Annotated in this window: 14 protein-coding genes; 11 read left to right on the top strand and 3 right to left on the bottom strand. The window is 60.3% G+C overall.

What is annotated here, in order from left to right; all coding sequences use genetic code 11:
• Positions 1-26: 26 nt before the first annotated feature.
• The 3 genes from A0U93_RS14900 to A0U93_RS16525 are packed head-to-tail and all read left to right on the top strand — an operon-like array spanning position 27 to position 2,641.
• Positions 27-761, top strand: a complete 735-nt coding sequence (locus A0U93_RS14900; RefSeq protein WP_281251200.1) for an amino acid ABC transporter ATP-binding protein — start codon at positions 27-29, stop codon at positions 759-761.
• Positions 758-2,278, top strand: a complete 1,521-nt coding sequence (locus tag A0U93_RS14905; protein WP_077808021.1) for an ABC transporter substrate-binding protein/permease — start codon at positions 758-760, stop codon at positions 2,276-2,278. Before A0U93_RS14900 ends, A0U93_RS14905 begins: the two co-directional genes overlap by 4 nt.
• 45 nt (positions 2,279-2,323) lie before the next feature.
• Positions 2,324-2,641: a hypothetical protein gene (locus A0U93_RS16525; RefSeq protein ID WP_077808022.1), complete on the top strand. Its 318-nt coding sequence runs from the start codon at positions 2,324-2,326 to the stop codon at positions 2,639-2,641.
• A gap of 37 nt (positions 2,642-2,678) precedes the next feature.
• On the opposite strand, the gene A0U93_RS14915 is transcribed toward A0U93_RS16525, so the two are convergent.
• From A0U93_RS14915 to A0U93_RS14925, 3 genes are read right to left on the bottom strand one after another with little or no spacing between them, the layout of a single operon-like run.
• Complete coding sequence (locus A0U93_RS14915; protein WP_077808023.1) at positions 2,679-3,632, bottom strand: hypothetical protein; 954 nt, start codon at positions 3,630-3,632, stop codon at positions 2,679-2,681.
• Positions 3,633-3,650: 18 nt separating this feature from the next.
• Positions 3,651-4,919, bottom strand: a complete 1,269-nt coding sequence (locus tag A0U93_RS14920; protein ID WP_077808024.1) for an AAA family ATPase — start codon at positions 4,917-4,919, stop codon at positions 3,651-3,653.
• Entirely contained in the window at positions 4,916-5,545 is a 630-nt protein-coding gene (locus A0U93_RS14925) for a hypothetical protein (protein ID WP_147150697.1), read from the bottom strand. Before A0U93_RS14925 ends, A0U93_RS14920 begins: the two co-directional genes overlap by 4 nt.
• A gap of 213 nt (positions 5,546-5,758) precedes the next feature.
• Between A0U93_RS14925 and rimP the strand changes: the two genes are divergently transcribed.
• From rimP to rpsO, 8 genes are all read left to right on the top strand, one after another.
• Positions 5,759-6,373 carry a ribosome maturation factor RimP gene (gene rimP, locus A0U93_RS14930; protein ID WP_077808026.1) on the top strand — a complete coding sequence of 205 codons (615 nt, stop codon included), beginning with the start codon at positions 5,759-5,761 and terminating at the stop codon, positions 6,371-6,373.
• Between the two features lie 67 nt (positions 6,374-6,440).
• A complete protein-coding gene (gene nusA / locus A0U93_RS14935; protein WP_077808027.1) occupies positions 6,441-7,988 on the top strand; it encodes a transcription termination factor NusA in 1,548 nt (515 codons plus the stop codon).
• A 100-nt stretch (positions 7,989-8,088) separates the two neighbouring features.
• Positions 8,089-8,436 carry a DUF448 domain-containing protein gene (locus tag A0U93_RS17150; RefSeq protein ID WP_408887644.1) on the top strand — a complete coding sequence of 116 codons (348 nt, stop codon included), beginning with the start codon at positions 8,089-8,091 and terminating at the stop codon, positions 8,434-8,436.
• Positions 8,436-8,657 carry a hypothetical protein gene (locus A0U93_RS17155; RefSeq protein ID WP_408887645.1) on the top strand — a complete coding sequence of 74 codons (222 nt, stop codon included), beginning with the start codon at positions 8,436-8,438 and terminating at the stop codon, positions 8,655-8,657. Before A0U93_RS17150 ends, A0U93_RS17155 begins: the two co-directional genes overlap by 1 nt.
• Positions 8,658-8,785: 128 nt before the next feature.
• A complete protein-coding gene (gene infB / locus A0U93_RS14945; RefSeq protein WP_371862832.1) occupies positions 8,786-11,446 on the top strand; it encodes a translation initiation factor IF-2 in 2,661 nt (886 codons plus the stop codon).
• Positions 11,443-11,886, top strand: a complete 444-nt coding sequence (gene rbfA / locus A0U93_RS14950; protein ID WP_077808029.1) for a 30S ribosome-binding factor RbfA — start codon at positions 11,443-11,445, stop codon at positions 11,884-11,886. The genes infB and rbfA overlap by 4 nt, the downstream gene beginning before the upstream one ends.
• A 130-nt stretch (positions 11,887-12,016) precedes the next feature.
• Entirely contained in the window at positions 12,017-12,943 is a 927-nt protein-coding gene (truB, locus tag A0U93_RS14955) for a tRNA pseudouridine(55) synthase TruB (RefSeq protein WP_077808030.1), read from the top strand.
• A 23-nt stretch (positions 12,944-12,966) separates the two neighbouring features.
• The gene (gene rpsO / locus A0U93_RS14960; RefSeq protein WP_077808031.1) at positions 12,967-13,236 is read left to right on the top strand and encodes a 30S ribosomal protein S15; all 270 of its coding nucleotides are present in this window, start codon (positions 12,967-12,969) and stop codon (positions 13,234-13,236) included.
• Positions 13,237-13,314: the final 78 nt, after the last annotated feature.

The raw sequence follows: 13,314 nt of genomic DNA on the forward strand, positions 1-13,314 counted from the left end.
ACGATATCGTTCTCGACGCTCGAAGTTTGCGGAAAAGCTTCGGTGCGCATGCCGTTCTGAAGGATATTTCCCTCCGCGTTGAGCGGGGGGAGCTGGTCTCGATCATTGGTCCGTCCGGCTGCGGTAAATCGACTTTCCTGCGTTGTCTGAATCTGCTCGAAGTGCCCGATGGCGGCGTCATACGGATCGAGGATGTGCGTGTCGAACGTCAATCGGGGCGGGGCTGGACGCGTGCCGACGAGCGACAGGCGCATCAGCTGCGGGCGCATGTCGGCATGGTGTTCCAGTCATTCAATCTGTTTCCGCAATACACGGTGCTGGAGAACGTTATGCTCGCCCCGCGATGCGTCCGACGTCGCCCGACGGGCGAAACCGAGGCGGTCGCGCGCGAACTGCTCTATAAGGTCGGGCTGGTGCAGGCGATGGATCGCTATCCGCAGACGCTTTCCGGCGGCCAGCAGCAACGCGCGGCAATCGCCCGCGCCCTGGCCATGAAACCGGCCGTCATGTTGTATGACGAGCCGACCTCGGCGCTTGATCCGGAGTTGGCGGAGGAGGTCCTGCAGGTCATGCGGGCGCTGGACAATGAAGGCATGACCCAGATCGTTGTAACTCATGACATGCGATTTGCACGGGCCGCTTCCGACCGGGTTCTTTATGTCGAAGGTGGCGAAATCGTCGAGGAGGGTGTGCCGGACACGATGTTCGCAGCGCCCCATGATGCACGGACACGGCGCTTCCTGAGAACGCTGCTTTCATGAAGCGACTTGCGACGCTCTGGCTTTTCGCGTGCTGTTTATGCGGCATCATGAACTCTGCGCACGCCGCCGATATGCCGGAACTGCGTTGGGCTTCGGATGGCGAGGCGAACGTACCCTATGTTTTTCATGACCCCCAATCGGCGTCGCGCCTCGAGGGGTTCGAATATGAAATCGTCGAGGCGCTCGGTGCGCGGCTGCATGAGAAGCCGGTCTATATCCAGAATGACTGGGAAGGACTGATCCCGGGGCTACAGCGCGGCATGTATCAGATGGTGCTCGATGGCATCGAAATGACGCCGGAGCACAAGGCGGCGGCGCTGTTTTCACGGCCTTATTACATAACGGGCGAACGCATCATCGTTCGGCGCAATCAGACCGGACTCGATACGCTGGGGTCGCTGCGCGGGCATACGCTCGGAACGATCAAGGACACATTGGCGGAGCGCATTCTATTGCGCGAGCCGACCATCATGGTGCGCGCGTATGAGGAGGAGAGCAATGCTTTCTCCGACCTGCGCAATGGCAGGCTGGATGCCATTCTGCTCGATGGCCCGATCGCCTTGTACTATGGTGCTGTGTCGGCGGACTTCAAACTGGTCGGCGAACCGATCGGCCGAACCGAATATGGCATTGCCTTTGCTGCGAACAATACGGCGGAACGGGACAAGGTCGATGCGGCTTTGGGCGGATTGATCGCCGATGGGACACTGCATCGTATTCTCGCGCGCTGGAATCTGTGGACGCCACAGATGGCGAATGCCTTCAACGATCATACGCAGTCTGACGTCGCGCCGGTAGAGTGGGATCGTTATCGGGCCGCGATTGCCGGCACGGGCGGCTTTCACGCGCGCATCATGCGTTACATCGGTTTCCTGCCGCTCGTCGCACATGGTGCCGGATTGACATTGCTGGTTTCGGCTTGCGCGATGGTACTGGCCATCGGGCTTGGTGTCCTGTTGGCGTTGATGAGGCGCTTCGGGCCAAGGCCAATCGGCTGGCTGGCGGGGCTCTACATCGAAATTGTGCGCGGCACGCCGTTGCTGATCCAGATCCTCTTCATTTTCTACGGCTTGCCATCATTGGGCATTCGGTTGTCCCCCTTTTTCGCAGGTGTTCTGGCACTGGGCCTGAACTATGCGGCTTACGAGGCGGAGAACTATCGGGCCGGGTTACTGTCGGTACCGCGCGGTCAGATGGAAGCGGCAATAGCGCTGAATATGACGCATATGCAGGCCCTGCGCCTGGTGATCGTGCCGCAGGCATTTCGCACCGTTGTGCCGGTTATGACCAACGACTTCATCTCGTTGTTGAAAGACTCGTCGCTCGTCAGTGTGATTACCCTGACCGAGTTGAGCCAGACGTATGTCCGGCTTTCGTCTACCTACTATGATTATGTGGGGACGGGACTACTGATCGGCCTGGCGTATCTCCTTCTTGGATTGCCGTTCGTCAGATTGGCGCGTATGGCGGAGCAGCGTCTTGGACGCGGCATGAACGCGCCGCACGGTCATCACTGAGCCTGGCGTTTCTTCGTCATAAACCGAATGCGGGGGCAATCCCGTATGGCGCCGCAACCGTTGCAGCTTTTTCCCGGTGATTTGAAATGGGCGCGACGGGCCGTGCGTATTTGCAGCAGCGAAGGCTGGCAGGATTTGTCCCAGCGACAGTCTGCCCAGTCCCATGATCGCGAAATCGACCCGCTGCTCGGGCGGCAAGAAGGCCGGGGGATCCGGTTTGAGCCGATCGGCATCGCTGCGCCAGTTGCCGAACTGAATGTCATTTCGCCCGTGTCCAATGTTGAGGCAGGACGACGCCCTCCGGAAACCGGCAGGATTGGTGACATGGCGTTCGTTCCCTTGCTTGCCAGCATAGGCCGGTGACATTCGAACGCGCCGTTATGGCAGGGGGGATCGGTCCTTACAGACCCGAGGGTGGGGCGGCCGGATCGGTGCTCAGATCGAGAGGCGCGACACCACCGGGCAAACCGTCCAGAAGGCCGCCGCGCAGGACGCCGACCCAGTTGGTCATCCATCGATCCGTGGCACGGACGAAATTCTGGGCTGCCGGTGCCCCAGCCACCTGACTTTTATCCCAGTATGGGAGGGGGGCAAGAAGTTGCACCGTGCCCGGCTTGATGGGGGCCAGTAACGTATCGACCGCAGCGAGATTGGCGCCGCTGTTGTCCTTGGTTGCACTCGCCCGGACCCAGGATGTCGTGACGAAAAGCGATGGGACCGGAAAGCCAAGCGTGTGCAGACGCTGGAAGGCCGTGTTGATCAATTCGCTCGACGACCCCGTGCTGCGCGCGACACTCCAGCATTCAAGTATGCCACCACGACCTTCGGAGAGAATGCGTGACATGAAGTTCCGATCGTCGTGACAGGAATTCTCGATGCCATCGATGCTCTGTCCCGGCTGGGGGCGAATGGTCGTGCGGGCGATGACCACGCCGGTCACGATCCCTCGATCGGTTCGTGCCAGAATGTTGAACAGGATCGCGCCGCCCGGTCCAACCTGACCTGTCAGGACGGGGTGCCAGACACCGGCGGGCAATGGAAGCGTATGGCCAGCGAAGGGAATGCCGCCAGTCAAGGCAGTGTTGATGTTGGGTGCGCCGACGCGGTCCGGACCGGCGGCCGCATTGTCGCCAGATGCATTCGGATCAGCCGCGGTCGAGGAAGAGGCGTTTTCTGGCGCTGTTACGGGCGCGCGACGATGTGTGTCGCTGCCGGGCAGGCGCGATAGCTGCGGAATGCGATGAAGCAGACGGGGTGTCGGATAAAGCGCTGCCAGAACCGTGAAGAATACAGTCAGATACAGGGACCAGCGCCAGAGCGGCGCGCGGCGCCAGAGACGGGAAGCTGCGGACATGAACTCGCGGATTCCCGATCAGCGCGCCATACGGGCGTGCATGGACTCGGTATCGTTCGCGACTTCCGCAGTCACGCCGGCCTCATCCGACACCAGGCGTACCATCTTCGCGCCGTTCTGACGGGCGGTGATGAGGCTTTCGCTGACCATATCCTCGATCGAGCGCACCAGATCGCGCGCGGACGCGCCCGCACCGAGCTTCTGTTGGCGTAGCATGACCTGGAAAAGCAGGGCGGCGTCGATGCCGCCGGGCTCTACGCGCAAGCCGTAGCTGTCGATCATGGCTTCGATCTCCAGTGCCGCGACGCGTGCAAGATCCAGGCCGAACAGCTTGCGGAAGATGAAGATCCGATCGAGGCGGTTGAGAACTTCCGGCGCAAAGCCAGCCTGACGCAATGCTTCGACCGACTCGGCGCGCATCCGGTCCGGCTCGTCCGAAAGCCGCTCGGCGATGTCCGTGAGGGCTTCGGTCGCGATATTGGACGTCAGCATGAAGATCGCGCGGGTCGTGGAGACTTGCGTGCCGGTCGACGCTTCCGTCACGTGACCGTCATTCCATGCGGTCAGGAATTTCTTGAATACATCGGGATGGGCTTTCTCGATCTCATCGAGCAGCACGACGGCATCGGGCTTTTCCTGAAGGCCGCCGGTCAGCTTTCCGAATGTGTCCGATCCGACATAACCCTTGGGCGATCCGAAAAGCTGGGTGGCCGCATGTGGGCTCGACATCTGCGTCATGTCGAAATGCAGTAGCGGCCGGTCCATCTGGCGGGCGATCTGCTTGGCCAGATAGGTCTTGCCGGTTCCGGGCGGGCCGGCGAGCAGGAAAATGCCGACGGGCTTGCCCCGGACCTGCAGCGCAAGGCGACGTCGCAACTGCTGGGCGATGTCTTCGCAGACCTGATCCTGGCCGATCACGCGTGCGCGCAGCGAGGCGGCAAGTTCATCCGCGTCAAGTACCGTTTCCTTTTGCTCGCGCGCCATGAGTTCTTCGAGGGCATTGCGATTGGTGAGACGTGCCAGAACGTCCATCATGAATCCCTTTCTGCGTCGCAGGCCTTTGCGCGCCAGCTTTTCCGCTCTTGTTTCAAATAGGAGGCCCGAGACGGTCAACAAGGCACCAATGCCAGCCAATGGAAGATAGCTTGCTTCCGCCCATTGAAGAAAGCGTTCGATCATGCCGAAAGACAGGTGCAATGCCAGTGCCGCCTGAAGGCTGGCGAGCACCAGGAAGATCACCATCATGACCGGCATCAGCCGGTTGAGCATGGGCATGAGAGCTTTCATTGCACAATCACATCCAGAATGAGCTGCTGATCAAGCGCCGAAAGGTTGGGCAACAGTTCGGGACCCAGAGCCGAGAGAGCGACGACCTGCATGCCGCCGGGGCGAGGGGTCGTGACCGGTGTCAGGGTCACCTCGCCGACATCCCGGATCGGGAGAAGCACGCTTTGTAGTTTGCCCGTCAGCGAGACGTTCTGGGTCAGGCCCGCGGAGCTGACCGAGACGACCTGCCCGACCTGCCCGGTGGCATCCGCGATGGGCATCTGGACCAGACGCACATCGCGTCGTTTGACCGCGGCAAGGATATCCTGTTGCTGATCGGGGGAGAAATGACTGGCTTTCAACGCCTGGGCGGCATTCTCGGGCGCGATCATGCTGAATTGGGCGCCGACATGAAGGGTATGCTTTGCTGACGCCGCATTCTGGGTTGCGCCTTGTGCCGAAACCGGGGCGGCGGTAGGGGCCGAATTCCCGGCGATACCATGATTGGCCAGGTAACCGACACCAAGCAGCGCGCTTGCCGCGATGACAAGCCAGGTGGCCATTGCGCCATGGCCGCGCGCTTCCGACGCCGCGTTTGGCGGCAGTCGATGGAGTTCCGGTTCCGGCCTGTCGTTCATCCGTGTCATCTGACAGGGACTTTGCGCCGATGGCAAGCGCCCATGAGATCTTGGTTGTAAACTATCTTTTCGAAACATCGCCAGCCGGGTGCGCTCATGGGCTATGGATTCTCGGCGGGACTTCCCCTTGCGTTGTCGGGCCGGATCACCTAGATAGAGGCCAATCACCTTATCTTCCGCTTCTTATTCGGGGGGTGGCCTTCACGGGCCGCCTTTTTGGCATTGGACACAGAGATTCATCAACTGAACGGGCTGGAAGCGCGCATCGCGCGGCAGATCGAACCGACCCTGGGCGATCTGGGCTTTGAGCTGGTACGTCTGGCCGTTCTTGGACGTGAGACACCGACGATCCAGATCATGGCGGATCGCGCGGACGGGTCCCTGATCTCTGTTGAGGATTGCGAGCAGATCAGTCACGCTGTGGGTGCTGTTCTGGACGTGGACGATCCGTTGCCAGGTGCCTGGACACTTGAGGTTTCGTCGGCTGGCATTGATCGGCCGTTGACACGTGCGAAGGATTGGGACCGCTTTTCCGGTCATCTGGCCAAAGCGGAACTGGACCTTCCGATCGATGGTCGCAAGCGGTTCACCGGTATCGTTCTGGGCATGCGTGATGGTGCTGCCGTCTTGCGGCTTGAGGACGGAACCGAAGCCGTTCTGCCGCTGCCGGCCATTCGCAAGGCACGTTTGATTCTGACGGACGAACTGATAGAAGCCAGCGCGGCACTGACGGGCCTGAACTCCGCGGGGGATGAGGCGGCGCCGGATCGAAAGGTACCGAAGCTCAACCCGACGAAGCCCGGCAAGGGCTCGAAACCCGGCAAGCGCGTGCATTAATGATGATATGCGCTGCCACGAATTTTCGTATCGCGTCTTTAGCGGCGCTGCTTGAGGATCTGCATTGATGGACACCTCCGTTACTCGGCCCGAATTGCTGCTGGTTGCCGATGCCGTTTCGCGCGAGAAGAATATTGATCGCGACGAAGTGCTCGAAGCCATGGAGCAGGCGATCCAGAAGGCTGGCCGCGCGAAATACGGTCATGAGAAAGACATCCGTGCGACGATCGACCGGAAGACAGGCGAAGTGCGTCTGTCGCGTTGGACTGAGGCTGTCGAGGTCGTCGAAAACGAGGACACGCAGATTCCGCTGCATATCGCCCAGAAGTTCAAGCCGGAAATCAAGGCAGGTGAACATCTGGTCGATCCCCTGCCGCCGATCGATTTCGGGCGTATTGCAGCCCAGACGGCAAAGCAGGTCATTGTGCAGCGCGTTCGGGAATACGAGCGCAAGCGCCAGTATGACGAGTTCAAGGATCGCGTGGGCGAAATCGTCAACGGAACGATCAAGCGGACCGAATACGGTAACATGATGGTTGAGATCGGCCATGCGGAAGCGCTGTTGCGTCGGGACGAATTGATCCCGCGTGAATCCTTCCGTAACTCTGATCGTGTTCGTGCCTACATCTATGATGTGCGCGACGAACCGCGGGGACCGCAGATTTTCCTAAGTCGGTCGCATCCGGCATTTCTCGCGAAGCTCTTCGCGCAGGAAGTGCCGGAAATCTACGATGGCATCATCGAGATCAAGGCTGTTGCGCGTGATCCAGGGTCTCGTGCGAAGATGGCCGTGATCTCCAAGGACGCGTCCATCGACCCCGTCGGGGCCTGTGTTGGTATGCGTGGGTCGCGAGTTCAGGCTGTTGTGGCTGAGCTTCAGGGTGAAAAGATCGATATCATCCCCTGGAGTCCTCAGGCAGCAACGTTCGTCGTGAACGCTCTTGCGCCTGCCGAGGTGACGAAGGTGGTCATGGATGAGGAGGCGGGGCGCGTCGAGGTGGTTGTGCCTGACGAGCAGCTTTCCCTGGCGATCGGGCGTCGAGGGCAGAATGTGCGTCTGGCGAGCCAGCTTACGCGTTGGGATATCGATATTCTGACGGAAGCCGAAGAATCGGAGCGCCGCCAGGAAGAATTCCGCAAGCGGACGCAGCTGTTCGTCGACGCTTTGGATGTGGATGACGTCATTGCCAGCCTGCTAGTGACGGAAGGTTTCCATACTATCGAGGAACTCGCATACGCCGAGGCCGATGAGCTTCACAATATCGAAGATTTCGACGAGAGCGTCGCCGAGGAACTGGTGCGTCGTGCCGAGGAGTATCTTGCTCGCAAGGAACAGGATCTTGATGACCAGCGCAAGGCTCTGGGTGTCGAAGACGCAATCGTGGATCTGGGCGTATTCTCCGGCAAGATGCTGGTGACCCTTGGTGAAAAGGGCGTGAAAACGCTGGACGATCTTGCCGATCTGGCAGCCGACGAACTGATCGAAATCCTTGGCACGGATGCGATCGACGAGGACGCGGCGAACGAGATCATCATGGCGGCTCGTGCGCACTGGTTCGATGACGGTGAAACGGCGTCGCCAGGTAGTGAAACTCAGGAGGCTTCCGACGTCTAAGAGTCAAGAACCGATTGACGACGCTGGAGTTCAGCACGATATCGACGACGAAGACGAGCGCGGCCATCTTCGTCGCTGTATCGTAACGCGCGAGCGTGGCGTGCCGGAAACGATGTTGCGTTTCGTCGTCGCGCCGGGTGGCGATCTTGTCCTCGACCTTTCAGCAAGGTTGCCGGGACGGGGAATATGGTTGAGCGCCAAGCGGGATGTGGTAGAAACCGCACAGAGTCGACATTCCTTTGCCAAGGCGGCCCGGCAGGTTGTGAACGTGCCGGATGGTCTCGGGAAGTTGGTCCATGATGCGCTTGAGAGGCGTTTGGTTGAAAGCCTGACATTGGCGCGTCGCGCCGGACAGGCATTATGTGGTTTCACGAAGTGTCGTGAATGGATCGTCTCCGGCAAGGTCGGCGCGGTCGTTCAGGGGCGGGTGGAAGCCAGGATGAATTAGTGCGCTTGCTGTCGGGGGCGCGATCGCTACCGGTGGCAACGATGTCGGTCGAGGCGCTTGCAAAAGCTTTCGGCCGGGAGCATGCGGTCTATGCCGTGGTGGCGCGGGGAGCGCTGGCACGTCGTCTGATGATCGAGCATGAACGATTTTTGGGGCTGGCCGAAAGGCCGGTTTCCGGCTCGCGCGAGGCGCGGGGCGGATGGGAACAGGCAGGTATATGAGCGAAGGCAACGAACGGAACCAAGGCAGTCAGGTTCAGGGCGGCCAAGAGGGGCAAGCCCAACCCACCCGGGGAACGCCGTCCGGCGACCAGGGGAAGGGGCGTCTGTCCTTGCGTCCTGCGGGGCGCATGGAGTCGGGTCGCACGGTCGATGCGGGTTCTGTGCGGCAGAGCTTCAGCCATGGCCGCTCGAAGGTCGTGCAGGTTGAAGTTCGCAAGAAGCGTGGCCCGACCAATCCGCCGTCAGGTGGAGGTGCATCGGGTGGACGCGGTTCTCGTGGTGGCAGCGCGTCTGGTGGGCGGGCATTAACCGCTTCCGAGTTGGCGACACGGCAGCGCGTTCTGGAAGAGCAGCGCCAGGAAGCCGCCCGACGCGAGCAGGAGAAGATCATGATCCTGTCGGCAGCCGAAGAGGCGCGCCGTCGGGAAGAGGAAGATATCCGCGCCAGGGAGCGGGCTGCTGAGGAAGCGGCAACGCGTGAAGAGCTGGAGCGCCAGCAGGAGGAGTCCGCGCAGCGCACTGCAGCGGAAGCTGAGGCCTTCGCCGCGCGTGAGCTTGAGCGTAAGGCGCGTGAAGAAGAGCGCGCCGCCGAGGAAGCTCGACGCAATGCGCCGCTCGATCACCGCTCCGGAACGGCGGGTGGCGTGCAGCTTGCGCCGCCGGTTGAGCGTCTGCGTCCCTTGGCTGAGCGTGCCATTATGCCGAGCCGTCCGTTGACGCCGCGTCCGGCTCCGAGCGAGCCGCGAGCTGCTGCGCCGCGTGGTGAAACATTGCATCTGCGCCGGACGGAAGCGGGTGATGACGACCGTCGCGCAGCACCGCGCCGTGCGCCGTCACCGCCGCCGCGTCGTGCGCCGAGCGCTGTGCCCAAAAAGGGCGGCGGCGATCATCGCCGTGCCGGTCGTATCGATGTGCGGGCTGCGATCGAAGGCGATGATGACAAGACGCGTTCGTTGGCATCCGTTCGGCGCCAGCGTGACCGCGAGCGTCGGCAGGCAGAACTCGAGCGGCTGCGTTCGGACCAGATGCGCGTGGTGCGCGAGGTGATCCTGCCGGAGTCGATCACGGTAGCGGAACTTGCCAATCGTATGGCGCTCCGTCAGGGGGAAGTCATCAAGTCGCTCATGAAAATGGGTGTGATGGCAACCGCCACGCAAAGCATTGATGCCGATACGGCCGAACTGGTCATCGAGGAGTTCGGCCATCGCGTCCGTCGCGTGGCGGAAAGCGATGTCGAGATCGGTATCGAGGGTGTCGAAGACAATGAAGCGGATCTTAAGCCCCGCGCGCCTGTCGTCACTATCATGGGTCACGTCGATCACGGCAAGACATCGCTCCTCGACGCGCTTCGTACTACGGATGTCGCAGCGGGCGAGGCTGGCGGCATCACGCAGCACATCGGCGCTTATCAGGTGACTGTGCCTTCAGGGGCAAAGATCACGTTCATCGATACGCCGGGTCACGAGGCTTTTACTTCCATGCGTGCGCGTGGTGCTTCGGTGACGGACGTTGTTGTGCTTGTGGTTGCCGCCGATGATGGTGTCATGCCGCAGACGATCGAGGCCATCCGGCATGCGAAAGCCGCGGATGCGCCGATTATCGTGGCGATCAACAAGATCGACAAGCCAGGGGCGAACCCGGATCGCGTCCGTCAGGAACTGCTGAGCCACGAGATCGTGGTGGAAGCAATGGGTGGCGACGTTCAGGACATCGAGGTCTCTGCGCTGAAGCGGACCGGTCTGGATAAGCTTGAGGAAGCGATCCTTCTGCAGGCGGAGATTCTCGATCTCAAGGCCAATCCGTCTCGCGTCGCCGAAGGGTCGGTCATCGAAAGCCGCCTTGATCGTGGTCGTGGCCCGGTTGCGACGGTTCTCGTGCAAAAAGGCACGCTGAATCGTGGTGATATCGTTGTGGCGGGCGCTGAGTGGGGACGTGTGCGTGCCATGCTGGATGATCGAGGACGTCAGCTCAAGGAAGCTGGTCCGTCGATGCCGGTAGAATTGCTTGGCGTGGCAGGCGTGCCGGGTGCCGGCGAGCCGTTTGTTGTGGTCGAGAACGAAAACCGGGCGCGGGAGATCAGTGAATTCCGTCAGCGCAAGCTGCGGGAAAAAGCAGCGGCAACGCAGACCGCGGCTCGCGGTACGCTCGATCAGATGCTGGCGCGCATTCAGGCTGGTGAGCAGAAGGAAGTCGCCCTTCTTATCAAGGCGGACGTTCAGGGTTCGGCTGAGGCGATCAAGGCCTCCGTGCAGAAACTTGAGCACGAGGAAGTTGGTATTCGGGTTCTGGCGGCCTCTGTCGGTCAGATTACCGAAAGCGACGTCCAGCTTGCGAAGGCGTCAAATGCGATCATTGTCGCCTTCAATGTGCGTGCCACTTCGCAAGCACGTGAAATGGCGCAACGTGAAGAAGTTGATATTCGCTATTATTCGATCATCTATCAGGTGACGGATGATGTGGAACAGCTTGTGAAGGGCAAGATCGCACCCAAGCATCGTGAGAAGTTCCTTGGCTATGCTGAAATCCGTCAGGTTTTCAATATTACCAAGGTTGGTAAGGTTGCCGGCTGTTACATCACCGAAGGTGTCGTCAAGCGTGGTTGTGGCGTCCGCCTGTTGCGGGACAACGTGGTTATTCACGAAGGCGATCTCAGCCAGCTCAAGCGTTTCAAGGACGACGTGAAGGAAGTCGCACGAGGCTATGAATGCGGTCTCTCCTTCGCAGGTTACAACGATCTGCGTGAAGGCGACGTTGTCGAATGCTATGAAATGGAGGTCGTGCCTGCATGAGCAGGGGTGGTCGTAGCAAGGTGGATTTGACGGGCCCGGCCGGTCGTTTGGCTGGGACGTCGGCCCACGGTCCTTCGCAACGCCAGTTGCGTGTTGCCGAAGAGGTGCGGCGGGTTCTTGCCGACCTCTTCGCCAAGACCGAGTTCCGTGATCCTGAATTGCTTGATATTCGTGTTACAGTGACGGAGGTGAGAATATCTCCGGATTTCAGGCATGCCACGGCATTTGTTTCGCGTCTTGGACGGACCGATATCGAGGCGGCATTGCCAGCGCTGAAACGTGCCGCGCCGTATCTGAGAACCGGACTCTCAAAGACCCTTCGTTTACGCGTGGTTCCGGAAATTCATTTCCAGCCCGATACGGCGCTCGATCATGCAATGGAAATAGATGGCCTGTTCAGGCAGCCCGAAGTCAGGCGGGATCTGGAGAGCAAAGACTAGGAAACGCTTGCCGGATATCTGAGTCTTTGCAGGGATTCGGCGAAATTTCCCCGGTCGGTTCTGTTTTCCGGGCTCGAAAAGGGCCGACTTCTGCTTCTTTCACTATGTATGAGCAAGGCAAGCCAAGCTTATGATTTCCAAGCGAGGCCAAGAGATCAATGGCTGGCTGATCGTCGACAAAGCATTGAAAATGGGCTCGACGACGGCGGTTGCCAAAGCGAGACGCCTGTATGACGCTCGGAAAGTCGGTCACGCTGGCACACTGGACCCGCTGGCGACCGGCGTATTGCCGGTCGCCTTTGGCCGCGCCACGAAGACGATCCCGTTTATTATGGATTCCACCAAGCATTATCGTTTCACCCTGGCATTCGGTGAATCGCGCACCACGGATGACCGGGAAGGGAATGTTCTGACAACGTCGGTCCATCGTCCAGGTGATAATGACATTCGCGCCGTGCTGCCGGACCTGACGGGCGATATCATGCAGATCCCACCAATTTTCTCGGCGTTGAAGGTCGATGGTCAGCGAGCCTACGATCTTGCCCGTGCCGGTCTGCTTCAAAGCCTGCCTCCGCGACATGCGCGTGTTGATCGGATCGAGATGGTCGAGCGTCCCGATGCCGATCATGCTGTTTTCGAGGTGCAATCCGGGAAGGGCGTCTATATGCGCAGCCTGGCGCGCGATATTGCTTTGGCCTGCGGGACAGTCGGGCACATTGCAGTTCTCCGACGCACAAAATGCGGCCCGTTTCATGAGAAGAACGCAATATCGCTGGACAATCTCTCGCAAAGCATGGAGAAGGCGCATGCTCTTCCGGCGCCTCTGCTGCCGGTCGCGACCGCGCTGGCCGACATCCCGGCTCTGGCCGTGACTGAAGCGGAGGCAAAGGCGCTTTCATTCGGGCAAAGTATTGTCTTGGCCGAATTGACGCACCCGATGCCGGTACTGCAGAGCGGTCTTCCCCAGGGAGACGTGCTGCATGCGATGTGCGGAGAGCGCGCGATCGGCATCTGTCGACCTGTTGACGGGCGACTGAAGCCGATGCGGATGCTTTAGAGATTTAGTGAACGGAGATCATGATGTCGATTACCGCGGAACGCCGTACGGCACTTATTGGTGAATATCAGACTGGCCCCAATGATACGGGTTCGCCGGAAGTTCAGGTGGCGCTGCTGAGCGAGCGCATTTCCAACCTGACGGAGCATCTGAAGACGCACGCGAAGGATTTCCACTCGCGTCGTGGTCTGCTGGTGCTTGTCGGGCAGCGTCGCGGCCTGCTGGATTACCTTAAGCGCAAGGATCAGTCTCGCTATCAGACGCTGATCGGTCGCCTCGGCCTGCGTCGCTAAAATCGGAATGGCGATGGAAGGTCTTCCCGCCACTCTGACAACGCTTTAATAATGAGCGTCCGGTCGCCGTTTGTGCGG

The organism is Neoasaia chiangmaiensis (assembly GCF_002005465.1).
GTDB classification, from domain to species: Bacteria; Pseudomonadota; Alphaproteobacteria; order Acetobacterales; family Acetobacteraceae; genus Neoasaia; species Neoasaia chiangmaiensis.